Genomic DNA, 23,605 nt, shown 5'->3' with positions numbered 1-23,605 from the left:
GCCGCCGTTCGGGCCGGCGGAGGAGATCGGACAGGCCGTGCCGACCCACCCGATGATCAGCCCGCACTCCGAACGCGGGGAGCGCGGGGCCCCGCAGGCGGTGACCGCCGTTCGCAGGACCGGGACCCCGCCGCCGCCGAGCGGTCCGCCCGCCTGGGACGGCCCGCCCCCGGTGGGCGCCTCGCCCGTCCGGGTCTCCCCCCTGGACAGGGTGAAGAGGATCACGGACCGCGTCAGCATCCGGTGGCGGCTCACCCTCACCTACGGCGCGCTTTTCTTCGTGGCGGGCGCGCTGCTGCTGTTCGTGATGTACGTGATGGTCGCCTGGGCCATCGACGTGGCCTGGCCTCCGCACACCGCCTTCGACTACCCGCCGGAGGACGAGTGGAAGGTCAAGCAGTACTGGGCGCTGCAGCGCGACAGCGCGATCATCGTCGCCCGGCAGCACATGCTCACCAGGTCCCTGCTGGCGCTGGTCGGGCTCGGCATCCTCGCGCTGATCATCGGTTACGTCGTCGCGGACCGGGCGCTCAAGCCGATCCAGCAGATGACCACCACCGCCCGCACGCTCTCCGACTCCACCCTCGCCCACGAGCGCATCGACCTCAAGGGCCCCAACGACGAGCTCAAGGAGCTGGCCGACACCTTCGACGCCATGCTGACCCGGCTCAACGTGGCGTTCGACGCGCAGCGCAGGTTCGTGGCCAACGCCTCGCACGAGCTGCGCACCCCGCTGACGATCAACCGGACCGTCCTGGAGATCGCACTGGGCGACCCCGAGGCGTCGGCGGACCTCAAGACGCTGGGCCGTACCCTCCTGGAGGTCAACGCGCGCAACGAGCGCCTCATCGAGGGGCTGCTCCTGCTCGCCCGCAGCGAGCGCGAGCTGAGCGTGCGCAAGCCGGTGGACGTGAAGGAGGTGGCCGAGACCGCGGTGGAGCAGCTCGCCCCGCGGGCGGAGGAGGCCGGCGTCACGGTCGCCGCCGAGCTGAGGAACGCCGAGACCGTCGGCGATCCGGTGCTCCTCGAGCGGTGCGTGGCCAACCTGGTGGAAAACGCCATCAAGCACAATCTCCCAGAATCCGGAAAAGTCTGGGTACGAACGGGAATGGTGGAAGGCGCACTGGTTGTTCAGGTGGCCAATACGGGGCCGCACGTCCCCGCGTACGAGGTGAACAGCCTGTTCGAGCCGTTCCGGCGGCTCAATGCCGACCGGGTCGATTCGGCCAAGGGGGCGGGACTCGGGCTGTCCATCGTCCGAGCGGTCGTGCGGGCTCACGGAGGCAACGTGGCCGCCGTCCCCAGGGACGGGGGTGGTCTCGTGGTGACCGTGAGACTTCAGCCGCGTTGATCCGGCGGGGGGCGTCTCGCTCACGCCGTACATGTGGTTGGATGTGCCGTCGAACACGGTGGTGCATGCTGCCAATGCTGTGGTTTACGCCATATTTGGCTAACCATGCCCATTGGTGGCGGGTCCCTCGCGTGTGAGGAGGTTCAGCGGCCATTCCGACGGGGTACCCCAGCAGGAATCTCTCCGTCGGTTCGGGCACAAGACGGACCTCTCGTACGTTACAACGCGCGAGCGAGCGCAGACAGATAGATGAGGGGGATGGAGCAGACCGATGGCTACCGATTACGACAGTCCACGCAAGACCGACGACGACCTCAACGAGGACAGTCTTCAGGAACTGCAGGCGCGCCGTACCGACAAGTCCTCGGGCAGCATCGACATCGACGAGACCGACCTCGCCGAGTCGCTCGAGCTGCCGGGTGCGGACCTGTCGAACGAGGAGCTCTCGCTCCGGGTGATTCCTCGCCAGGCCGACGAGTTCACCTGCGCGCGTTGTTTCCTGGTGCATCACCGCAGTCAGCTCGCCGTCGAGAGGAACGGCCAGCAGATCTGCCGGGAGTGCGCGGCCTGACGACCGTTCCGACGGCCTGTCCGAAGGTGTGTCCCTTCACCCAAGGGTAGAGGGCCGCGACCGAGGACAGCCTTGAGGAGGTTCCGCGACATGACGTCGGAGAACGAACAGACCGGTGCCGGGCCGGCCGGCTCCACGGCCGGGGGGCCGGCCGACGCACCGGAGCGTGAGGTCGCCGAGCTCGTCGGCAGGCTCGCCGAGCCCGGCGAGATGGACGGAGCCGAGCGGCGGCGGCTGCTCGGCCGTCTGACGGCGGCGCTCGCCGACGGCGCGAAGAAGGCCAAGGCGTCCGGGGTGGGCCGGGGGCGCTGGCTCGCGGACGTCTTCCTGGCCGTGGCGCCCCGCATCCCCATCCGCGACCTGGCCACCCTCTCCGAGCACCACCACGGGCTCGTCGCCGAGGAGCTCGCCGACGACCTCGCCCGCACCGCGGCCAAGGCCACCATGGCGGTCGGCGCGATCGGCGGAGCCCTCGCGGCCGCCGAGTTCGCCGCCCCGCCCCTGCTGCTCTCCGCCCCCGCCCAGCTCGTGGCCGAGACCCTGGTGGTCGCCGCCATCGAGGTCAAGCTCATCGCCGAGCTGCACGAGGTGTACGGCGTGCAGGTCCCCGGCACCGGCGCGCAGCGGGCCGTGGCGTTCGTGACGGCCTGGTCCAAGCAGCGCGGCGTGGACCCCCTGACCCCCGCCTCCGTCACCATCGCCCTGGGCACCGCGGCCAAGACCGCGCTGCGCAACCGGCTGATGCGCACGCTCGGGAGGCACCTCACCACGTTCGGGCCCTTCCTCACCGGAGCGGTGGCCGGAGGCGCGCTCAACCGGGCCGCCACCCGGAAGCTGGCGGTCACGGTCCGTGACGACCTGCGTCGACACCGTGCTCTACCGTCCGGAAAGTCATAAAATCGCCTAAATGGGGTAGTTGCTGAAGCAAGTCAACTATCTGGAGGATTTTGTGACGAGCACCAGCTCGTTCCTGATCGTCGCCAACCGTCTCCCCGTCGACCGGGTCGGAGATGACATGTGGCGGCGCAGCCCCGGTGGCCTGGTCACCGCGATCGCCCCTGTGCTGCAGCGCAGGGAGGGCGCCTGGATCGGCTGGCACGGCGCCCCCGACGAGCGGCTCGACCCCTTCGACCACGACGGCATGCACCTGATCCCGGTGCCCCTGTCGAGGCAGGAGGTCGAGCTCTACTACGAGGGCTTCTCCAACGCCACCCTCTGGCCGCTCTACCACGACGTGGTCGCCACGCCCGTCTACTCCCGGGTCCTGTGGGACGCCTACCGCACGGTCAACGAACGCTTCGCCCAGGCCGCCGCCGAGGCCGCCGCGCCCGGCGCGGTGGTGTGGGTGCAGGACTACCAGCTCCAGCTGGTCCCCGCGATGCTCCGCAGGCTCCGCCCCGACCTGCGCATCGGCTTCTTCCTGCACATCCCGTTCCCGCCCGGCGAGCTCTTCCAGCAGCTCCCGTGGCGGCGGGAGATCCTGGAGGGCCTGCTCGGCGCCGACCTCGTCGGCTTCCAGCGGCCCGGCGGGGCGTCCAACTTCGTCCGGCTCTGCCGGCGCATGCTGGGCATGTCGCACCAGAAGCACGAGATCTACACCGAGGACGGCCGGACGGTGCGGGCCGGGGCGTTCCCCATCTCCGTGGACTTCGGCGAACTCGACTCCCTGGTCCGCGAGCCGCACATCATCGCCAGGGCCAAGGAGATCCGCGCGGAGCTGGGCGAGCCGGAGCAGGTGCTGCTGGGCGTGGACCGCCTCGACTACACCAAGGGCATCGGCCAGCGGCTGAAGGCCTTCGGCGAGCTGCTCGCCGAAGGCGCGGTCAAGCCTGGTGAGGCGGCCTTCGTGCAGATCGCGACGCCCAGCCGCGAGCGGGTCGAGGAGTACATCCGGCTGCGCGACTCGATCGAGCTGCAGGTCGGCCGGATCAACGGCGAGCAGGGGGAGCTGGGTCAGCAGCCGGTCCAGTACCTCCACCAGTCCTACGGGCGGGACGAGCTGGCCGCGCTGTACCTGGCGGCGGACGTGATGGTGGTGACGCCGCTGCGCGACGGGATGAACCTGGTCGCCAAGGAGTACATCGCCTGCCGGAACGACCTGCGCGGAGCGCTGGTGCTCAGCGAGTTCGCCGGAGCCGCCGACGAGCTCCGCCAGGCGTTCATGGTGAACCCGTACGACGTCGACGGGCTCAAGCGGACGATGCTGGCCGCCATGCGGGCCACGCCGCACGACCTGTCCCGGCGGATGCGCTCGCTGCGCCGCCGGGTGGCCACCTACGACGTGGACCACTGGGCCAAGGAGTTCCTCACCGCGCTGGAGGCCTGAGCGGCTCCGGAGCGCTGAGCGGCTCCTGAGTCCTGAGGGGCTCCTGGGTCCTGAGCGGCTCCGGAGCCCTGGCGGCTCCGGAGTCCTGACCGCTTCCCGCGGTGGCCCGCACCGCCGGGAGGGCGCCCCGCCTCAGTCGACGACGTCGCGGGCGGCGTCCTTCAGCGCCCGCCAGGCGTCGTAGCGCCTCCTGGCGGTGCGGGCCATCACGATCTGCGCCACCTGCATGCCCACGCCCATCACCACGGCGTAGCCGATCGCCTCGGCGAGGCTGACGTCGAGGGAGTCGTGGTCCGCCGGGGGCTTCTTGCCCGTCGTCTTCTCCCAGACGACCGACAGGACCTTCTTGGCGGCCCACGCCGTGGCGAACCCCACCAGGCCGCCGACGGCCTTCCACGCCAGGTCCTGCTTCTCCTTCTCGTCGGTCACAGTGCTCCTCCTCCTCGACGGCGGCGCCGCATCCGATGATTCCCCTCGGATAACGAACACTAGTCTCCTTCAGCGGCGGATCAGGTGAAGCCATACCATCAGGAGGCATGACGAACCAGCGATCACGCCCCGCGCCCATGCCCGAGAAACCGACTCTCGCCGGCCTGGAGTCCGTATGGGCGGCCCGCTGGGAGGCCGAGGGCACCTACCGCTTCGACCGCTCGCGCACGCGGGACGAGGTCTACTCGATCGACACCCCGCCGCCGACGGTCTCCGGCTCCCTGCACGTCGGCCACGTCTTCTCCTACACCCACACCGACACGATCGCCCGTTTCCAGCGGATGCGCGGCCGCGAGGTCTTCTACCCGATGGGCTGGGACGACAACGGCCTGCCCACCGAGCGGCGCGTGCAGAACCACTTCGGCGTGCGCTGCGACCCGTCCGTCCCCTACGACCCGGACTTCCGGCCCCCGGCCGCGCCCGGGAAACAGCAGATCCCGATCAGCCGGCGCAACTTCATCGAGCTGTGCGAGCGGCTCACCATCTCCGACGAGAAGGTCTTCGAGGAGCTGTGGCGGCGCCTGGGCCTGTCGGTCGACTGGTCCATGACGTACGCCACCATCGACGGCCGCGCGCGGGCCGCCTCGCAGCGCGCGTTCCTGCGCAACCTCGCCCGGGGCGAGGCCTACCTGGCGGAGGGGCCCACGCTCTGGGACGTCACCTTCCGCACGGCCGTGGCCCAGGCCGAGCTGGAGGACCGCGAGCACCCCGGCGCGTTCCACCGGATCGGCTTCACCGCGCCGTCGGGGGAGCGGGTCTGGATCGAGACGACCCGGCCCGAGCTGGTCCCGGCCTGCGTCGCCCTGGTGGCCCACCCGGACGACGAGCGTTACCGGCCGCTGTTCGGCACCACGGTCCGCACCCCGCTGTTCGGGGTCGAGGTGCCCGTGCTCGCCCACCACCTGGCCGAGCCCGACAAGGGGTCCGGCATCGCGATGGTCTGCACCTTCGGCGACCTCACCGACGTCCTGTGGTGGCGGGAGCTCGACCTGCCCACCCGGGGGGTCGTCGGCCGGGACGGCCGGCTGCTCCCCGACCCGCCCCAGGGCGTGCCCGCCGAGCCGTACGGCGAGCTGGCCGGGAAGACCGCGCACGGCGCCCGCGAGCGGATCGTGGAGCTGCTGCGGGCCTCCGGCGAGATGGAGGGCGAGCCGAGGCCGGTGAAGCGGCCGGTGAAGTTCTTCGAGAAGGGCGACAAGCCCCTGGAGATCGTCACCACCCGCCAGTGGTACATCCGCAACGGCGGACGGGACCGCGCGCTGCGGGAGGAACTGCTGGCCCGGGGCGCCGAGCTGTCCTGGCACCCGCCGCACATGAAGGCCCGTTACGACAACTGGGTCGAGGGCCTGGCGGGCGACTGGCTGATCTCCCGGCAGCGCTTCTTCGGCGTGCCGATCCCGGTCTGGTACCCGCTGGACTCGGGCGGGGAGCCCGACCGCTCCTCACCGATCGTCCCCGACGAGTCCGTGCTCCCGATCGACCCCTCCAGCGACGTGCCGCCGGGCTACACCGAGGAGCAGCGCGGCAAGCCGGACGGCTTCACCGGCGACCCGGACGTCATGGACACCTGGGCCACCTCCTCGCTGACCCCGCAGATCGCCGGCGGCTGGGAGCGGGACGAGGACCTGTTCCGGCGGGTCTTCCCGATGGACCTGCGCCCGCAGGGCCACGACATCATCCGCACGTGGCTGTTCTCCACCGTGGTCCGCTCCCACCTGGAGCACGCCGCGCTGCCCTGGCGCAACACGACCCTCTCCGGGTGGATCCTCGACCCGGACCGCAAGAAGATGTCCAAGTCCAAGGGCAACGTCGTCACGCCGATGGGCATGCTGGAGGAGTACGGCTCCGACGCGGTCCGCTACTGGGCGGCCAGCGGCCGTCTCGGCACCGACACGGCCTTCGACACCGGCCAGATCAAGGTCGGCCGCCGCCTGGCGATCAAGATCCTGAACGCCTCGCGGTTCGTCCTGGGCTTCGGTGACCCGGACGGGCCGGAGACCCGGCACGCCGAGGTGACCGAGCCGCTGGACCTGTCCATGCTGGCCCGGCTGGACGAGGTGGTCCGCGAGGCCACCGAGGCGTTCGAGGCCTACGACTACACGCGGGCGCTGGAGCGGACCGAGCGGTTCTTCTGGGAGTTCTGCGACGACTACCTGGAACTGGTCAAGGCCAGGGCGTACGGCGGGGAGTCGGGGGAGTCCGGTGGGGCGGCCGCCCGCTCGGCCCACGCGGCGTTGCGTGAGGCGCTGGACGTCGTGCTCCGGCTGTTCGCGCCGTTCCTGCCGTTCGTCACCGAGGAGGTCTGGTCGTGGTGGCGGGAGGGCTCGGTCCACCGGGCCGCCTGGCCCGTGCCCGCCGCCCGCGACGGCGACCCGGAACTGCTCCCCGTCGTGGCCGGCGTCCTCGGCCGGATCCGCAGGGCCAAGTCCGACGCCAAGCTCTCCATGCGCGCCGAGGTCTCCCGGCTGACCGCCCGCGGCGCCCGGGCGGACCTGCTGCGGCGGGCGCAGGACGACCTGTGCGGCGCCGGCGCCGTCGAGGAGTTCGTCTTGGAGCCCGGCGAGGGCGACCTCGCCGTGGAGGTGACCCTGGCCTGACGCGGAGTGCGCCGAGGAGGCGCGCCGGCGGGGAGGACGCGAGAGCACACGACTCTGTCCTCCCCGTCGGCCGTTCCCGGCGTACGGTCGAACCACGACAGGTGAGGGAGGACAGAGATGACGCCAGGATGCGGCAGCTGCAGCTGCTACCTCGAGGACCGGGTGATCTCCGGGCCGCCGGGGGAGCGCTGACCCGGATCCACCGCGGAGGGGACCGGCCCGGGCGGCCGGTCCCCTCCCCGTCCCGGATTCCCCGCTGGGCGATAACCGCGCGCGCTCGCGGCCGGAGCGTGCCAGTCTGGAACCCGTGATCTCCGACCGGGAACGTCTGACGCAGTTGGTGCCCCGTACGCTGCTCCGCCTGGCCGTGTGGAGCCTGTGCCTGATCATCATCGGCTGGGCCGTCTTCTACGCGGCGTCGTTCGTGGCCACCCTGCACATCGTCATGCTGCCGGTGGCCATCGCGCTGCTGCTCACCGCGCTGCTCTTCCCGGTCACCCGCAGGCTCCGGCGCATGGGCCTGCGGCCGATCTACGCCACGTGGGTCACCATGCTGATCGCGCTCGCGGTGCTGGGCGGCACCGGGTGGATCATCGGGGTGCGGGCCAACGAGGAGTTCCCCCGCCTGCTCGACCAGGTGCAGGCGACCGCCAGGACGGTGGAGAACTGGCTCTACACCGGCCCGCTGCACGTGCAGCCGAACCAGCTCTCCGAGTGGGTGGGACAGCTCACCAAGCTGATCAACGTGCAGCGCGAGATGATCACCACCACTGTCCTCACCGGCGCCACCGTCGCACTGGAGGTCCTCGCCTCGCTCGTGCTGCTGCTGTTCGTCACCTTCTTCCTGCTGAAGGACGGCGACCGGATCTGGGCCTGGTTCCTGCGGGCGTTCGGCTCGGCCGCGCCCCGGGTGGACCGGGCCGGGCGGGCCGCCTGGGTGACGCTCTCCCACTACGTCCAGGGGACCGTGGCGGTCGCGGCGGTGCACGGCGTCATCATGGGCATCGTGCTGGCCGGGATGGGGGTGCCGCTCTGGGCGCCCCTGGCCGTGCTCATCTTCCTGGCGAGCTTCATCCCGATCGTCGGCATCTTCTTCGCCGGGGCCGTCGCCACCCTGGTGACCCTCGGTGCCCAGGGTCCGATCTACGCCCTGGTCTTCCTGGGCATCCTGCTGGTCGAGCAGCAGCTGGAGAACCACGTGCTGCAGCCGCTGATCGTCGGCCGGGCGGTGAACTTCCACCCCCTGGCCATCATCCTGGTGCTGGCCGTCGGCGGCATCATCGCGGGCATCGCCGGCGCCGCGGTGGCCGTGCCGATCGCCGCGGTCGTCTACCGGGCAGTGCCCGAGCTGATGAGGGGCGCGCCGGCCGCCCTGCCGCCCGCGTCGTCCCCGGTGGCCTCCGGATCCGCTCCGCCGGACCCCGCGCGGCCGGTGCCCGAGGCCGCGCAGCCCGCGCCCCAGGCGGCACAGCCCGTGCCTGAGGCCGCGCAACCGGTGCCCCGGGCGGCACAGCCCGTTTCCGAGGCCGCGCAGCCCGTGCCGGACGCCACGCGGCCCGCGGCGGATCCCGCGGCGCCGCCGCGGGGCTCCGCCCAGTCCCCGCCGGACCCCGCCGGGGGGCCGCCCGCTCCGGAACCCGCGCGCCGCGAGCCGGGCTCGCCCGCGGATGACGGATCGCCGCAGTCCAGAGGGTAACGTTCTGCCACGTGACCCGTTCCGCCATCACCACCCCTCCGCCCGGCGCGACGCTGCCGGAGCCGCTTCCCGGGGCGCCCGCGCCCGGCAGCCCGCTCGGCTCGCACTACAGCCGCTGCTTCGGCTGCGGCGACCGCCACCCGACCGGCCTGCACCTGTCGGCCGTCACCCCCGACGGGGTCACGGTGACCGCGGAGTTCACGGTGGGTGAGGCGCACCAGGGGGCGCCGGGCCTCGCGCACGGCGGCGTGCTGGCCGCGGCGATGGACGAGGTCATCGGCATGTCCGTCTGGCTGTTCCAGCGCCCCTACGTCACCGGGCGGCTGGAGACCGACTATCTCGCGCCGGTCCCCGTGGGAACCACGCTGCACCTGCGCGCCTGGTGCACCGGCATGTCCGGCCGGAAGGCATATCTTGAAGCGGAGGGGCGGGCCGGCGCCCCGGACGGCCCGGTCGCCGTGCGCGCCGCCGCTCTCTTCATCGAGGTCGGCATGGAGCACTTCGCCGAGCACGGCGATGCCCAGGCCATCCTCGCCGAGCACCATGAGTACGAGGTGAATCCGTGACCCACCAGGTCGAGGTGCTGATCCACCGGCTCGACGCCGGACTGCCGCTGCCGTCCTACGCGCATCCGGGCGACGCCGGGGCGGACCTGCGCGCCGCGCAGGACGTCGAGCTGCTCCCCGGCGAGCGGGCCACCGTGGGCACCGGGGTGGCGATCGCCCTGCCCGACGGCTACGCCGCGTTCGTCCACCCGCGCTCCGGCCTGGCCGCCGAGCACGGCGTGACGATCGTGAACGCGCCGGGCACCGTCGACGCGGGCTACCGCGGCGAGATCCGGGTGACGCTGCTCAACACCGACGCCAAGGACGCGGTACGGCTGCGCCGGGGAGACCGGATCGCGCAGCTCGTCGTCCAGAAGGTGGAGCGGGCCGCGTTCTACGAGGTGGACCGGTTGCCCGGATCGGCGCGCGGCGCCGGCGGGTTCGGGTCCACGGGCCGCTGACGTCTCAGCGGCCGCTGACATTCCAAGGAGCGTGAGGAAGATGTTCGGACGTCGCCGTCGCGAGGAGACCCCGGCCGCCGCCGTCGAGGAGGTCGCGCAGGCCCCGGCCCGCGACTCCGGCCCGTGGGACTCCGGGGAGCCGCACCCCGAGCGGGAGCGGGTCGACCTCGGCGGGTTGCGGGTGCCGGTCGGCCCCGGCTTCGAGATCCAGCTGAACCTGGCCGGCGACCGCATCGTGGGCGCGGTCGTGCTGGCCGAGGAGAGTGCGCTGCAGGTGCAGGCCTTCGCGGCGCCCAAACGGAACGGCATCTGGGACGAGGTCCGGGCCGAGCTGGCCGCGGCGGTCAAGAGCGCCGGCGGCACGGCGGAGGAGCGGCAGGGGCCGTTCGGCACCGAGCTGGCCGCGAAGGTCCCGGGCGAGGGCGGCCCGCAGCCGGTCCGCTACCTCGGGATCGACGGGCCGCGCTGGTTCCTCCGGGCGGCGGTCAGCGGGCGCGCCGCGCTGGACGCCGGCGCCGCCGGGATCCTCGAGGACGTCGTGCGCGACATCGTGGTGGTCCGCGGTGACGAGCCCATGCCCCCGCACGAGTCGATCGAGCTGCGCCTGCCCCCCGAGGCCAGGCAGGCGATGGACCGGCAGGCGGAGGCGGGGAAGCCCGACCTCAACCCGTTCGAGCGCGGCCCGGAGATCGCCGAGCTCCGCTGACGACCCGGCGACGCCCTGCCGGGGAACCGCCGGGAACCGCCGCCTGCCGCCGACCGCCACCGGTCCGGGGGCAGCTCCCCGGCAGGGCGGATCGCGTACCCTGAGGCGATATGCGGGTTAAGGAGAAGGCGTGAGTTCGCAGGAGCCGCACAGACGGGGCGGGTTGCGGGGCTTCTTCCGGCGGCTGGCGACGAGCCAGGCCGAGCTGGAGGCGGACGAGCTGCGCCAGGAGCTCGACCGGGAGGAGGGCGCGACGCCCATCGCCGCGTGTGCCGGACGCCGCCGGTTCTGCGTGACCGGTACACTGCGGACGGTGACCCTCAGGCCGAGGGGCGGCGCGCCCGCGCTCGAGGCGGAGCTCTACGACGGCTCGGACGTGATCGACCTGATCTGGCTCGGGCGCCGGCGGATCGCCGGGATCGAGCCGGGCCGGATGGTGCTGGCCGAAGGGCTCGTCAGCCTGCAGGACGGCCGGAAGGTGATGTTCAACCCGCGTTACGAGCTCCGCCCTACCGGCGGGGTGTGAGGGGACAGATGGGCCCGGAACCGGCAAGTGGGAAAACGGTGAAAGAGCAGATGACCACCACCGAGCAGGACGCGCACGACACGGTGGAGGCCGCGATCCGGTCCCAGCTCGCCAAGGCGTTCGGCGGGATCCGGGGCGTGATCGAGGCGGCCGTGCCCACGGCCGTCTTCACCGTCATGTGGATCGCCACGTCCCGGTTGCAGCTCTCGCTGATCGTCAGCGCCTCCACGGCGGTGGTCCTGCTGGTGGCCCGGCTGGTCCAGCGCTCCACCCCGCAGTATGTGATCAACAGTCTGATCGGCATCGGCATCGGCTGGTTCTTCGCGTCTCGCACCGGCGAGGCCAAGGACGTCTACCTGCCCGGCATCCTCTACAACGCGGGCTACTCCGTGGCGATGCTCATCTCGATCGTCACCCGCTGGCCGGTGGTCGGCTTCCTGATCGGCTCGGTCACCGGCGACCCGACGGCCTGGCGCAGCGACCCGGCCGTCGTGAAGCTCTGTTCCCGGCTCACCTGGCTGCTGATGATCCCGTGCGTGGTCCGGGTGGCCGTGCAGGCGCCGGTCTACTTGATCGGCGGGAACGACGCGGTGGCCGAGCTGGGCATCCTCAAGATCGTGATGGGCTGGCCGCTGCAGATCGCCGCCCTGGGCGCCATGGTGTGGCTGCTGGCCCGCGGGCGCACCCCGGTCCGGCCCGCCGCCTCCTGACCGGCGGTCTCCCGGGCCGATCGGGGTCTCCGGCCGGAGGTCCCGCCTCCCGCCGCAAGAGCGGGGGCGGGCCGTACGGCGCTCAGTGGCGGGAGAGCAGCCGGGCGAGCTCCTCCTCGACCTCCTGGCTGGCCACGAACATCAGCTCGTCGCCGGCCTCCAGCGGGTCGTCGGCGCTGGGGACCAGCACCCGGCCCTCGCGCAGGATCGCGACCAGGGCGGTGTCGGCCGGCCACGGCACCGAGCCGGCGCGCTGGCCGACCACCGGGGCGTCCTCGGGAAGGGTCAGCTCGACCAGGTTGGCCTGGCCCTGGCGGAAGGTCATCAGGCGGACCAGGTCGCCGACGCTCACCGCCTCCTCGACCAGGGCGCTGAGCAGGCGCGGGGTGGAGACGGCGACGTCCACGCCCCAGGACTCGTTGAACAGCCACTCGTTCTTCGGGTGGTTGATCCGGGCGACCACGCGCGGCACGCCGTACTCGGTCTTGGCCAGGAGCGAGACGACGAGGTTGACCTTGTCGTCACCGCTGGCGGCGACCACGACGTGGCAGTCGGCCAGGCCGGCCTCGTCCAGGGAGGAGATCTCGCAGGCGTCGGCGAGCAGCCACTCCGCCCGCGGCACTGAGTCGATCTTGATGGCCTTGGGGTCGACGTCGATGAGCAGGACCTGGTGGCCGTTCTCCAGGAGCTCGGCGGCGATGGAGCGGCCGACGGCCCCGGCGCCCGCGATGGTGACACGCATCAGTGCTCCTCCTCCGGTGCGGCGGACAGCACCTTGTTGATGCGGTCCATGTCGCTTCCGGCCGCCATGACGTGCAGGATGTCGCCCTCCTGGACCATGGAGTCGTGCCGGGGCAGCAGCGTCTCGCCCATGCGGTTGACGAACGCCAGGCGGGTCCCGGCGGCCTCCTCCAGGTCCCTGGTCCTGGTGCCGATCCAGCCGGGATGGTAGGCCACCTCGGCCAGCACGATCGTCCCGGTGGGGTCGCGCCAGAGCGGCTCGGCGCCCTCGGGCAGCACCCGGCGGAGGATCTGGTCGGCGGTCCAGCGGACCGTGGCGACGGTGGGGATGCCCAGCCGCTGGTAGACCTCGGCCCGGCGGGAGTCGTAGATGCGGGCCACCACGTTGTCGACGCCGAACGTCTCGCGCGCGACCCGGGCGGAGATGATGTTGGAGTTGTCGCCGCTGCTCACCGCCACGTAGGCGCCGGCCGACTCGATGCCGGCCTCCTCCAGGACGTCCCGGTCGAACCCGATCCCGGTGACCCGCCGCCCGCGGAACCCGGCCCGCAGCCGGCGGAACGCCTGCGGATCCCGATCGATGATCGCGACCGAGTGGCCGCCGTCCTCCAGGATGTGCGCCAGGGTGGAGCCCACCCGGCCGCACCCCATGATCACAATATGCATGCTCCCCCGCCGATCGGCTCGAGGCGGATCTTGTCTCCGGTGTACCCAGTCAGTATGGCCCGCTCCGGGGGCGTCGCGTGAGGGGACGGAGCCGGAGGGGACTAGCATCGTCAGACGTGCCGAAAGCGACGGACCTGACTAAACGCCTGTTCATCGGGCGTGCACTGCGCAGCACCCAGTTGCACGAGCAACTGCTGCCGAAGCGTCTCGCGCTGCCGGTCTTCGCCAGCGACGCCCTCTCCTCGGTGGCCTACGCCCCGCAGGAGATCCTCGTCATCCTCTCCCTCGCGGGCCTGTCGTTCTACAACTTCAGCCCCTGGGTCGCGGGCGGCGTCGTGGTGGTGATGCTGACGGTCGTCGCGTCCTACCGGCAGAACGTGCACGCCTACCCCAGCGGGGGCGGCGACTACGAGGTGGCCACCGTCAACCTCGGCCGGAACGCGGGCCTCACGGTCGCCAGTGCGCTCATGGTCGACTACGTCCTCACGGTCGCCGTCTCGGTGGCCAACGGCGTCGACTACGTCGGCGCGACGATCCCGTACGTCGCGACGCACAAGCCGCTGGTGGCGATCCTCATCGTCGCCGTGCTCACGCTCGTGAACCTGCGCGGCATCCGCGAGTCGGGCGTGGCCTTCGCCGTCCCCACCTACGCGTTCATGGCCGCGGTCCTCGTCATGGTCGGCTACGGCTTCTTCCGGCTGTTCGTCCTCGGCGACGAGCTGCGCGCGCCCACCGCGGACTATCAGATCGTCGCCGAGCAGACCAACCTCACCTCCTTCGCCGCGGCCTTCCTGATCCTGCGCGCTTTCTCCTCCGGCTGCGCCGCGCTGACCGGCGTCGAGGCGATCAGCAACGGCGTGCCCGCCTTCCGCAAGCCCAAGAGCCGCAACGCGGCCAGGACGCTGCTCATGATGGGCCTGATCTCGGTGACCATGTTCACCGGCATCATCACGCTGGGGCTGGCCTCCGGCGTCAAGGTCGCCGAGCCCGCCTACGCCCACCGCGACGTGATCATCGACGGCCACCCCGCCGGATTCGACTACCACCAGCAGCCGATCATCGCGCAGGTGTCCGAGGCGGTCTTCGGCAGCGGATCGCTGCTGTTCTTCGCCATCTCCGGGGTCACCGCTCTGATCCTGTTCCTGGCCGCGAACACCGCCTTCAACGGTTTCCCGGTGCTCGGCTCGATCCTCGCGCAGGACCGCTTCCTGCCCCGCCAGCTGCACACCCGGGGCGACCGGCTGGCCTTCTCCAACGGCATCCTCATCCTGGCGGCCGGGGCCTGCCTGCTGCTGTGGGGCTTCCAGGCCGATGTCAGCCGCCTGCTGAACCTCTACATCGTCGGCGTCTTCGTCTCCTTCACCCTCAGCCAGATCGGCATGGTCCGGCACTGGACCCGGGAGATGCGGACCCAGACCGAGCTGAAGGCCCGGCTGCACATGCAGCGCTCGCGGGCGATCAACTTCTTCGGCGGCGTCATGACCGGCCTGGTGCTGGTGGTCGTGCTGCTGACCAAGTTCACCCACGGCGCGTGGATCGTCTGCGTGGCGATGCCGGTGCTGTTCGCGATGATGAAGGGCATCCACCGCCACTACGAGAAGGTGGCCCGGGAGCTCGCCGTCGACGAGGACGCCGAGATCGACGAGTCGATGCTGCCCGCGCGCAACCACGCCGTCGTGCTCGTCTCGAAGATCCACAAGCCGACCCTGCGCGCCCTCGCCTACGCCCGCGCCACCCGGCCCTCGACGCTGGAGGCGGTCACCGTGGGCGTGGAGGGATCGGAGGCCCGGGCGCTGCAGGAGGAATGGGAGCGGCGGGGCATCCCGGTGCCGCTGAAGACGCTCGACTCGCCCTACCGGGAGATCACCCGGCCGATCCTGGAGTACGTCAAGTCGCGGCGCCGGCGCTCCCCGCGGGACGTGGTGAGCGTCTACATCCCCGAGTACGTGGTCGGCAGCTGGTGGGAGCACATCCTGCACAACCAGAGCGCGCTGCGGCTCAAGGGCCGCCTGCTCTTCCAGCCCGGCGTGATGGTCATCAGCGTGCCCTGGCAGCTGCACTCCTCCGACCGGCTCAAGGGCCGTCCCGAGCCCTTCGCCGCCGGTGCGGTGCGCCGGCCCCGGCGCAAGGCGGCGCGACACGACGACGGCACGGCATAACCTTGCGGGTGGCTCTGCGACGCAGGGGAGGCTCGAGAAGGACAGGACGGGACATGGGGACGACGGCGATCGAACTGACGGTGGGCCCGGTGGCGCACGGCGGCTGGTGCGTGGCCCGCCACGAGGGCCGGGTGGTCTTCGTACGGCACGCCCTCCCCGGGGAGCGCGTGCTCGCCGAGGTCACCGAGGAGACGGCCCGGTTCCTGCGGGCCGACGCCGTGGAGGTCCTCGACGCCTCTCCCGACCGGGTGGTCCCGCCCTGCCCCTTCGCCGGTCCCGGCCGCTGCGGCGGCTGCGACTGGCAGCACGCCTCCCTGGAGGCGCAGCGCCGGCTGAAGACCGACGTGGTGGCCGAGCAGCTGCGCCGGCTGGCCGGGATCGAGTGGAAGGGCGAGGTCGAAGAGGTCCCGGGCGCGCCCGACGGCCTCGGCTGGCGCACCCGCGTGCAGTTCGCCGTGGACCGCGACGGCGCGCTCGGCCTGCGCCGCCACCGCTCCCACGACATCCAGCACGTGGACGCCTGCCTGATCGCCCACCCCGAGGTGGAGAACGTCGGCGCCGAGGTCATGAACTGGCGGGGCGCCTCCTCGGTGGAGGTCATCGCCTCCTCCACGGGGGACCAGGCCGTCGTGGTGGCGCCCAAGCCGCGCCGTACGGTGGCCGTGCCCGACCTCGACGAGAGCGTGGCCGTCTTCGTCGACGAGGGCAAGGGCCGCTCCCGGTCGGTCCACGGGCCGGGCCACCTGACCGAGAAGGTCGGCGACCGCGAGTTCCGCATCACCGGCAGCGGCTTCTGGCAGGTCCACCCGAGCGCCGCCGCCACCCTGAACGCGGTCGTCATGGAGTTCGCCGACCCGAAGCCCGGGGAGTGGGCCCTCGACCTCTACTGCGGCGTCGGCCTGTTCGCCGCCGGCCTGGCGGAGGCGGTCGGTCCCGACGGGGCGGTGTTCGGCGTCGAGTCCGAGACCGTCGCCGTCCGCGACGCCGAGCGCAACCTGCGCGACCTGCCGCAGGCGCGCTTCGCCCGGGGATACGTGGAGAGCGCCCTGGACCGCCACCGCATCGAGAAGGCCGACCTGGTCGTCGTCGACCCGCCCCGCGCGGGCCTGGGCCGGGAGGTCGTCGACCGCGTCGCCGGCCTGGAGGCCTCCCGGATCGTCTACGTCTCCTGCGACCCCGCCACGCTCGCCCGCGACCTCGCCTGGTTCGCCGAGCGCGGCTACCGCCTGGCCGAGCTGCGCGCCTTCGACGCCTTCCCGATGACCCACCACGTGGAGTCCGTGGCGCTGCTGGTCCCCGGCACGGCCTGACCTCCCCTGCGGCCTCTCCCCGGGGCCCGGAGGGGTCTCAGATCAGGTCCTGGAGCGGTGCCCGGGGGACGGAGCGGTCGCAGAGCGGGTCCTGGCGGCAGGTCCTAGAGGGGAGGGGCCGCCAGCAGCCGGGCGACCTCGGGGGCGGGCACGGCGCCCCGGGTGGAGATCCAGGCCAGGTCGTGGCGGGCGGCGAAGCCGGCGAGCTTGCGGGCGTCGGCGGGCGAGAGGTCCGACGGGCCGGCCAGCACGGGCGTCAGGGCGATGCGCCTCCACGCCGAGCGCTCGCCCAGGGCCCGGGCGATCTGCGGCTGGGCGGCCCGCACCGCGGCGGCGACGGGACGCAGCCGGTTGCGCCCCGGAGCCGCGGGGCGCAGCGGCACCATGAGGTTGACCGCGGTGATCCGGGCGCCCGCCTCGCGGGTGGTGCGGAGCATCAGCTGGTCCTGCGGGGACAGGCCCCTCCCGGTCAGCGGGAGGGTGAAGCTCACCGCGAGGGGCCGGCCCCGGCCCGCCGTCTCCCGCTGGAGCGCCGAGATCGCCGCGGCGCGGCGCCGTACGGCCTCGTGGTCGGCGGAGTCGCGGACCTCGAAGTCGATGTGGGCGACGTCGAAGACTCCCACGACCTGGCGGTAGGCGGCGGCCAGGCGGTCGGGCAGGGGGCAGGCCGAGGCGAGCTCCCGCCCGGCGGAGCCGCCGAAGGCCAGACCGGCGTCGCCCCCGGCCGTCCGCAGCCGGCCCAGCCGGTTGGCGACCGGGTTGACCCCCTGGTCCTGGTGGCCGCCCCAGCGGGGGGTGCAGCCGTCCTGCCCGGCGGTGAGGTGGCCGAGCGTGAACCAGCGCCCACCGCTCTGCCGGGCGGCCCGGGGCAGGTGGAAGAAGGGGTCGTGGACCGCGTCGACGAACGTCACGAAGCCGGACGGGCCGGCCGCGGGGGAGGGAACGGCCGGTGCGTCCGTCCGCCCGGAGGCGGTGCGGGCGGCGGGCAGCGGGGCCACCGCCTTGGCCCGCGCGGGCCGACCCCACTCGCCGGTCTCGGTGGGCAGGAGCCAGAGCGCGGCGCCGGTCACGGTGGCGAGCGCTCCCGAGGCCAGCACGATGAGGGCACGGGGCGGGGTGCCCGGCTCGCGGGCGTGGCGAGCGGAGGAGCGGTCTGTCGCCACGGACATGTGATCCACCCTCTCGACGACACCAGGTGATCGCTCAGGGTATCCGGGCGAACACCTACGGCATTCGGGGTTCGAACGTTAGCAAGGCGGCGTGCCGCGGCGCGAGCTTTCGGCGGATGACGGGCGGGGCGGCCGGATAATGGGGTCCATGAAGTTGAGGATCTTCACTGAACCGCAGCAGGGCGCCACCTACGAGGAGCTGCTGGTGGTCGCGCGGACCTCGGAGCGGCTGGGGTTCGACGCCTTCTTCCGCTCCGACCACTACATGCGGATCGGGGCGGGCGACCCCGGCCCCGGATCCACCGACGCCTGGGTGACCCTCGCGGGCCTGGCGAGGGAGACCTCCACCATCAGGCTCGGCACGCTGGTCACCCCGGCGACCTTCCGGCTGCCCGGACCGCTGGCGATCAGCGTGGCCCAGGTCGACCGGATGAGCGGCGGCCGGGTCGAGCTGGGCATGGGCACCGGCTGGTTCGACGCCGAGCACTCCGCGTACGGCATCCCGTTCCCGCCGGTCGGCGAGCGCTTCGCCCGGTTCGAGGAGCAGCTGGAGATCCTCACCGGGCTGTGGACCACTCCCGCGGGCAAGACGTTCTCCTTCGAGGGCGCCCACTACCGGCTCGCCGACTCGCCCGCGCTGCCCAAGCCCGCGCAGAGCCCGAGGCCGCCGATCATCATCGGCGGGTTCGGCGCCCGGCGCACCCCGCGGCTGGCCGCGCGCTTCGCCGACGAGTACAACGTGCCGTTCCGCACGCCGGAGGACACCGCCGCGGCATTCGGGCGGGTCCGCGAGGCGTGCGAGGAGGCGGGCCGCTCCCCGATGGTGCTCTCGGCCGCGCAGACCGTCTGCGTGGGCGCCGACGAGGCGGAGCTCGCCCGCCGGGCCGCGGCGACCGGTCAGGACCTCGCCGCGCTGCGCGCCGGGGGGCTGGCGGGCACCCCCGCGGAGGTGGTGGAGAAGATCGGCAGGTTCGCGGAGCTGGGCGCCGAGCGCATCTACCTGCAGCTGCTGGACCTGGACGACCTGGAGCACCTGGAGCTCATCGCCGCCGAGGTGATGCGTCAGGTCTGACCGCGGTCGCCCGCGGACGGCCCGGCGCGGCCGGGAGCCGGGACCACCCGGCCGCCACCCGGTCGTGCCGGGCCGTCGTCCGTCCGTCCCGCCGTCCGGCTGTCGACCGGCAGCCCGCGTCGCCCGGTCGCTCCGGCCGTTAACCGATGGCCCGGCGAATCGGACATGCGGCAGACTGTCCCGGGTGTTGCTCACCATCTCCACGACCGTACGGCCCGCCACCGACCTCGGCTTCCTGCTGCACAAGCACCCGGACCGGGTCCAGGAGTTCGGCCAGTCGTACGGCACGGCCCGCGTCTTCTACCCGGAGGCGAGCGAGGAGCGCTGCACCGCGGCGCTGATGCTCGACGTCGACCCGGTCCGCCTGGTGCGCTCGCGCGGCAGATCCACCCCCGACTACGCGCTGGGCCAGTACGTCAACGACCGGCCCTACGCCGCCTCGTCGCTGCTGGCCGGGGCGCTGGCGGACGTCTTCCGCACCGCGCGCACCGGACGCTGCGCGAGCCGTCCCGAACTCGCGGCCGGGCCCATCCCCCTGGAGATCACGCTTCCCGCCCTGCCCTGCCGGGGCGGCCCCGAGCTGGCGCACCGCCTGTTCGAGCCGCTGGGCTGGGAGGTCGAGGCGCGGGCCGTACCGCTGGACGAGGGCTTCCCCGAGTGGGGGGACTCCCGCTACGTGCGGCTGTCGCTGCGCGGCGAGGTCCGGCTGGCCGACGCGCTCAACCAGCTCTACGTGCTGCTGCCCGTCCTGGACGACGCCAAGCACTACTGGATCGCCTCCGACGAGGTGGACAAGCTCATCCGCGCCGGCGAGTCCTGGCTGGCCGCCCACCCGGAGAGGGGACTGATCACCCGACGCTACCTCGGGCGCCGCTGGGCGCTGACCCGGACGGCCTTCGCCCGCCTGGCCGAGCTCGGCGACGACGTGGAGGAGGAGCTGGAGCCCCCCGTCGAGGAGGAGACCGCCGCGTTCGGGGCCCCGGAGGACCCGGACGCCGGGCCCGCGGAGGCGCCGCCCGGCGGAACGGCCCCGCCTGACGGAACGGCCCCGCCCGGGGAGGACGCCGTGGAGGACGCCGTGTCCGAGGGGACCGCCCTACCCGCGCAGGGCGATCCCGTCGATGACGGGAACGGGCCGGAGGCCGGGGGCAGGAGGCCGCTGAACGTCCTGCGCCGGGAGGCCGTGCTCGCCGTACTGGGCGAGCTGGGCGCGCGCACGGTCATCGACCTGGGCTGCGGGACCGGCCAGCTGGTCGGGGCGCTGCTGGCGGACCCGTCGTTCACCAGGGTCGCCGGGGCGGACGTGTCGTCCCAGGCGCTCGCCGTCGCCGCTCGCAAGCTGCGGCTGGACCGCATGCCCGACCGCCAGAGGGCGCGGCTGGAGTTGTTCCAGGGGGCGCTGACCTACACCGACGACCGGTTCTCCGGCTACGACGCCGCCGTCCTCATGGAGGTCGTCGAGCACGTCGACCCGCCGCGCCTGGCCGCCCTCGAACGCGTGGTCTTCGGCGCCGCCCGGCCCGGCCACGTGATCGTGACGACGCCCAACGCCGAGTACAACGTCCGCTACGAGTTCCTGACGGGCATGCGCCACCCCGACCACCGCTTCGAGTGGACCCGGGCCGAGTTCGCCGCCTGGGCGGAGCGGGTCTGCGCCGAGTACCGCTGCACCGTCGCGTTCCGGTCCGTCGGGGACGACGACCCCGAGGTCGGCCCGCCCACGCAGCTGGCCGTCTTCACCCTGGGAGGGACGGAATGACCGAGGAGAACGCCGCTCTCACGGGCGGAGAGGGACCGGCGGCCGAGGCCGCGGGGCAGGAGGGGAGGGGCGGAGTGACCAGGATCGCCGTGCCGGAGATGTCGCTGGTCGTGCTCGTCGGGGTGTCCGGGAGCGGGAAGTCGACCTTCGCGCGCCGGCACTTCGCGCCGACCCAGGTGGTCTCCTCGGACTTCTGCCGCGGCCTGGTGGCCGACGACGAGAACGACCAGGCGGCCACCCCGGACGCCTTCGACGTGCTCCACTACATCGTGCGCACCCGGCTGCGCCGCGGCCTGCTCACGGTCGTGGACGCCACCAACGTGCAGTGGGAGGCCCGCAAGCAGCTCGTCGACCTGGCCAAGGCGGAGAACGTCCTGGTCGACGCGATCGTCCTGGACGTCCCCGAGGAGGTCGCGATCGCGCGCAACGAGACCAGGCCCGACCGCGACTTCGGACCGCAGGTGGTCCGGCGGCAGCGCAAGGACCTGCGGCGCTCCCTGGGGAAGATCTCCCGCGACGGCTTCCGCCGCGTGCACGTGCTGCGCGGCGCCGACGAGATCGAGGCCGCCGAGGTCGTCACGGAGCGGGCGTGGACCGACCGGCGCGAGCTGACCGGGCCGTTCGACATCATCGGCGACGTGCACGGCTGCCGCGCCGAGCTGGAGGCGCTCCTGCGCGAGCTGGGCTGGCAGGTCGGGCCGGACGGCGCGACCCACCCCGAGGGCCGCACCGCGGTGTTCGTCGGCGACCTGGTGGACCGCGGCCCCGACACGCCGGGCGTGCTCCGCCTGGTCATGGGCATGGTCGCCGCAGGGACCGCGCTGTGCGTGTCGGGCAACCACGAGCAGAAGCTCGCCCGCGCGCTGAACGGGCGCAAGGTGCGGGTCGCGCACGGGCTGCAGGAGTCGCTGGACCAGCTCGCCGCCGAGCCCGAGGAGTTCCGGAAGGCCGCGCTGGAGTTCATGGACGGCCTGATCAGCCACTACCAGCTCGACGGGGGCAGGCTCGTCGTCGCGCACGCCGGGCTGAAGGAGGCCTACCACGGCCGCGCCTCCGGCCGGGTGCGCTCCTTCGCGCTGTACGGCGACACCACCGGCGAGACCGACGAGTACGGCCTGCCGGTCCGCTACCCCTGGGCACGGGAGTACCGCGGCCGGGCCATGGTCGTCTACGGGCACACGCCGGTCACCGAGCCCGAGTGGGTCAACAACACCATCTGCCTGGACACCGGCGTGGTCTTCGGCGGGCGGCTGACCGCGCTGCGCTACCCGAGCCGGGAGATCGTCTCGGTGCCCGCCGAGAAGGTCTGGTACGAGCCCGCCCGGCCGTTGGCCGCCCCCGGCCACGAGGCGGGCCGGCGGGACCCGGGTCTGCTCTCCATCGACGACGTGCGCGGCACCCGGCACGTCGAGGTGCGCCACGGCGGCGGCCGGATCAAGGTCAGGGAGGAGAACTCCGCCGCCGCGCTGGAGATCATGAGCCGGTTCGCGGTGGACCCGCGCTGGCTGGTCTACCTGCCGCCGACGATGGCCCCGCCGGAGACCTCCCGGCTGGACGGCTACCTGGAGCACCCGGCGGAGGCGTTCGCCGAGTTCGCGGCGGCCGGGGTGAGGCGGGTGGTGTGCGAGGAGAAGCACATGGGCTCGCGGGCGGTGGCCGTACTGGCCAGGACGCCCGAGGTCGCGGCGGCGCGCTTCGGCGTCGCGGACGGCAGCTCGGGCGCGGTGCACACCCGCACCGGCCGGCCGTTCTTCAGCGATCCCGCGGTCGCCGGGGAACTGGTGGACCGGCTCCGGCGGGTCTGCGCGCCGCTCATGGACGAGCTGGGCTCGGACTGGCTGGTCCTGGACGGCGAGCTGCTGCCGTGGTCGGCCAAGGCCGAAGGGCTGATCCGCAGCCAGTACGCGTCGGTGGGGGCCGCGGCCCGCACCGCGCTGCCGGAGGCGGTCGCGGCGCTGGAGGCCGCGGCCGGGCGGGGCCTGGACGTGGGCGGGGTGCTGGAGCGCACCCGGCGGCGGCTGGAGAACGCCGCCCGGTTCAGGGACGCCTACGCGCGCTACTGCTGGCCGGTGGCGGGGCTGGACGGCATCCGCCTGGCCCCGTTCCAGATCCTGGCCTGCGAGGGCCGGGCGACGGCCGTGACCGAGCCGCACCCGTGGCACCTGGAGATGCTGTCGCGGCTGGACGACCCGCTGATCGCGCCCACCCGGCACGTCTACGCCGACCTGGACTCGGCGGAGTCGAGAGAGGCGGCGACCGCGTGGTGGTCGGCGCTGACCGCCGAGGGCGGCGAGGGCATGGTGGTCAAGCCGGTCGCCGTGCCCGGCGGGCCGCCGGACCGGGCCGGGGAGACCGGGTCCGGGACGGACCCGGGTACGGATTCCGGGACCGGGGCCGATTCCGGGGTCCGGACCGGCGCGGATCCGGGGACGGAGCCGCCGCGTCGGGGGCAGGCGCGGCCGAGCCGGGTGCAGCCGGGGATCAAGGTGCGCGGCCGGGAGTACCTGCGGATCATCTACGGCCCCGACTACACCGAGAGCCTGGACGTGCTGCGCCACCGGTTCCTCGGCCGGAAGCGCTCCCTGGCGCTGCGCGAGCACGCGCTCGGGCTGGAGGCCCTGTCCCGGCTGGCCGGGGGCGAGCCGCTGTGGCGGGTCCACGAGGCGGTCTTCGCCGTGCTCGCGCTGGAGTCCGAGCCGGTGGACCCCCGGCTGTAGGGGTGTTCCGCGCCCGGGCGGACCGGGCCCCGGT

The 23,605-nt window shown here is 73.0% G+C and carries 20 protein-coding genes; 16 read left to right on the top strand and 4 right to left on the bottom strand.

The window, feature by feature from the left end; translation table 11 throughout:
• The first annotated feature begins 52 nt into the window (after nucleotides 1-52).
• From IEZ07_RS25190 to IEZ07_RS25175, 4 genes are all read left to right on the top strand, one after another.
• Nucleotides 53-1,351 carry a sensor histidine kinase gene (locus tag IEZ07_RS25190; protein WP_191897027.1) on the top strand — a complete coding sequence of 433 codons (1,299 nt, stop codon included), beginning with the start codon at nucleotides 53-55 and terminating at the stop codon, nucleotides 1,349-1,351.
• Between the two features lie 271 nt (nucleotides 1,352-1,622).
• Nucleotides 1,623-1,922, top strand: a complete 300-nt coding sequence (locus IEZ07_RS25185; protein ID WP_012893211.1) for a DUF4193 domain-containing protein — start codon at nucleotides 1,623-1,625, stop codon at nucleotides 1,920-1,922.
• A gap of 90 nt (nucleotides 1,923-2,012) precedes the next feature.
• On the top strand, nucleotides 2,013-2,819 hold the full coding sequence (locus tag IEZ07_RS25180; protein WP_191896999.1) for a hypothetical protein: 807 nt from the start codon (nucleotides 2,013-2,015) through the stop codon (nucleotides 2,817-2,819).
• A 52-nt stretch (nucleotides 2,820-2,871) separates the two neighbouring features.
• A complete protein-coding gene (locus tag IEZ07_RS25175; protein ID WP_068896047.1) occupies nucleotides 2,872-4,248 on the top strand; it encodes an alpha,alpha-trehalose-phosphate synthase (UDP-forming) in 1,377 nt (458 codons plus the stop codon).
• A 132-nt stretch (nucleotides 4,249-4,380) separates the two neighbouring features.
• On the opposite strand, the gene IEZ07_RS25170 is transcribed toward IEZ07_RS25175, so the two are convergent.
• Nucleotides 4,381-4,677 (bottom strand): DUF4235 domain-containing protein, encoded by a 297-nt coding sequence (locus tag IEZ07_RS25170; RefSeq protein ID WP_068896045.1) that lies wholly within the window; start codon nucleotides 4,675-4,677, stop codon nucleotides 4,381-4,383.
• 107 nt (nucleotides 4,678-4,784) lie between these two features.
• Between IEZ07_RS25170 and valS the strand changes: the two genes are divergently transcribed.
• The 7 genes from valS (at nucleotide 4,785) to IEZ07_RS25135 (ending at nucleotide 11,978) form a co-directional block, all read left to right on the top strand.
• A complete protein-coding gene (gene valS, locus IEZ07_RS25165; RefSeq protein ID WP_191896998.1) occupies nucleotides 4,785-7,334 on the top strand; it encodes a valine--tRNA ligase in 2,550 nt (849 codons plus the stop codon).
• 307 nt (nucleotides 7,335-7,641) lie between these two features.
• A complete protein-coding gene (locus tag IEZ07_RS25160) occupies nucleotides 7,642-9,030 on the top strand; it encodes an AI-2E family transporter (protein ID WP_191896997.1) in 1,389 nt (462 codons plus the stop codon).
• A gap of 11 nt (nucleotides 9,031-9,041) precedes the next feature.
• Nucleotides 9,042-9,596, top strand: a complete 555-nt coding sequence (locus tag IEZ07_RS25155; RefSeq protein ID WP_068896039.1) for a PaaI family thioesterase — start codon at nucleotides 9,042-9,044, stop codon at nucleotides 9,594-9,596.
• A complete protein-coding gene (gene dut / locus IEZ07_RS25150) occupies nucleotides 9,593-10,036 on the top strand; it encodes a dUTP diphosphatase (protein ID WP_189237300.1) in 444 nt (147 codons plus the stop codon). The genes IEZ07_RS25155 and dut overlap by 4 nt, the downstream gene beginning before the upstream one ends.
• A gap of 40 nt (nucleotides 10,037-10,076) precedes the next feature.
• Nucleotides 10,077-10,742, top strand: a complete 666-nt coding sequence (locus IEZ07_RS25145; RefSeq protein ID WP_191896996.1) for a DUF3710 domain-containing protein — start codon at nucleotides 10,077-10,079, stop codon at nucleotides 10,740-10,742.
• Nucleotides 10,743-10,872: 130 nt separating this feature from the next.
• A complete protein-coding gene (locus tag IEZ07_RS25140; RefSeq protein WP_068896033.1) occupies nucleotides 10,873-11,268 on the top strand; it encodes an OB-fold nucleic acid binding domain-containing protein in 396 nt (131 codons plus the stop codon).
• Between the two features lie 38 nt (nucleotides 11,269-11,306).
• The gene (locus tag IEZ07_RS25135) at nucleotides 11,307-11,978 is read left to right on the top strand and encodes a DUF3159 domain-containing protein (protein WP_373868883.1); all 672 of its coding nucleotides are present in this window, start codon (nucleotides 11,307-11,309) and stop codon (nucleotides 11,976-11,978) included.
• Nucleotides 11,979-12,060: 82 nt separating this feature from the next.
• Here the strand turns inward: IEZ07_RS25135 and IEZ07_RS25130 are convergent, their stop codons facing one another.
• Together IEZ07_RS25130 and IEZ07_RS25125 are read right to left on the bottom strand one after the other, a co-directional pair.
• Nucleotides 12,061-12,720 carry a potassium channel family protein gene (locus IEZ07_RS25130; protein ID WP_068896030.1) on the bottom strand — a complete coding sequence of 220 codons (660 nt, stop codon included), beginning with the start codon at nucleotides 12,718-12,720 and terminating at the stop codon, nucleotides 12,061-12,063.
• Nucleotides 12,720-13,385 (bottom strand): potassium channel family protein, encoded by a 666-nt coding sequence (locus tag IEZ07_RS25125; RefSeq protein WP_068896028.1) that lies wholly within the window; start codon nucleotides 13,383-13,385, stop codon nucleotides 12,720-12,722. Before IEZ07_RS25125 ends, IEZ07_RS25130 begins: the two co-directional genes overlap by 1 nt.
• A gap of 116 nt (nucleotides 13,386-13,501) precedes the next feature.
• Between IEZ07_RS25125 and IEZ07_RS25120 the strand changes: the two genes are divergently transcribed.
• Both IEZ07_RS25120 and IEZ07_RS25115 read left to right on the top strand, forming a co-directional pair.
• Nucleotides 13,502-15,544, top strand: a complete 2,043-nt coding sequence (locus IEZ07_RS25120) for an APC family permease (protein WP_191896995.1) — start codon at nucleotides 13,502-13,504, stop codon at nucleotides 15,542-15,544.
• Between the two features lie 53 nt (nucleotides 15,545-15,597).
• On the top strand, nucleotides 15,598-16,854 hold the full coding sequence (locus IEZ07_RS25115; protein WP_191896994.1) for a class I SAM-dependent RNA methyltransferase: 1,257 nt from the start codon (nucleotides 15,598-15,600) through the stop codon (nucleotides 16,852-16,854).
• Nucleotides 16,855-16,958: 104 nt separating this feature from the next.
• Here the strand turns inward: IEZ07_RS25115 and IEZ07_RS25110 are convergent, their stop codons facing one another.
• Entirely contained in the window at nucleotides 16,959-18,023 is a 1,065-nt protein-coding gene (locus tag IEZ07_RS25110; RefSeq protein WP_191896993.1) for a glycoside hydrolase family 18 protein, read from the bottom strand.
• Between the two features lie 148 nt (nucleotides 18,024-18,171).
• On the opposite strand from IEZ07_RS25110, the gene IEZ07_RS25105 reads away from it, so the two are divergent.
• The 3 genes from IEZ07_RS25105 (at nucleotide 18,172) to IEZ07_RS25095 (ending at nucleotide 23,571) form a co-directional block, all read left to right on the top strand.
• The gene (locus IEZ07_RS25105; protein ID WP_191896992.1) at nucleotides 18,172-19,095 is read left to right on the top strand and encodes an LLM class F420-dependent oxidoreductase; all 924 of its coding nucleotides are present in this window, start codon (nucleotides 18,172-18,174) and stop codon (nucleotides 19,093-19,095) included.
• A 184-nt stretch (nucleotides 19,096-19,279) separates the two neighbouring features.
• On the top strand, nucleotides 19,280-20,854 hold the full coding sequence (locus IEZ07_RS25100; protein WP_191896991.1) for a 3' terminal RNA ribose 2'-O-methyltransferase Hen1: 1,575 nt from the start codon (nucleotides 19,280-19,282) through the stop codon (nucleotides 20,852-20,854).
• On the top strand, nucleotides 20,851-23,571 hold the full coding sequence (locus IEZ07_RS25095) for a polynucleotide kinase-phosphatase (protein ID WP_373868882.1): 2,721 nt from the start codon (nucleotides 20,851-20,853) through the stop codon (nucleotides 23,569-23,571). The genes IEZ07_RS25100 and IEZ07_RS25095 overlap by 4 nt, the downstream gene beginning before the upstream one ends.
• Nucleotides 23,572-23,605 lie beyond the last annotated feature (34 nt).

Origin of the sequence: Planomonospora parontospora (genome assembly GCA_014647935.1) — a bacterium.
Taxonomy (GTDB): domain Bacteria; phylum Actinomycetota; class Actinomycetes; order Streptosporangiales; family Streptosporangiaceae; genus Planomonospora; species Planomonospora parontospora.
This window is presented reverse-complemented; position numbering and strand designations above follow the sequence as displayed.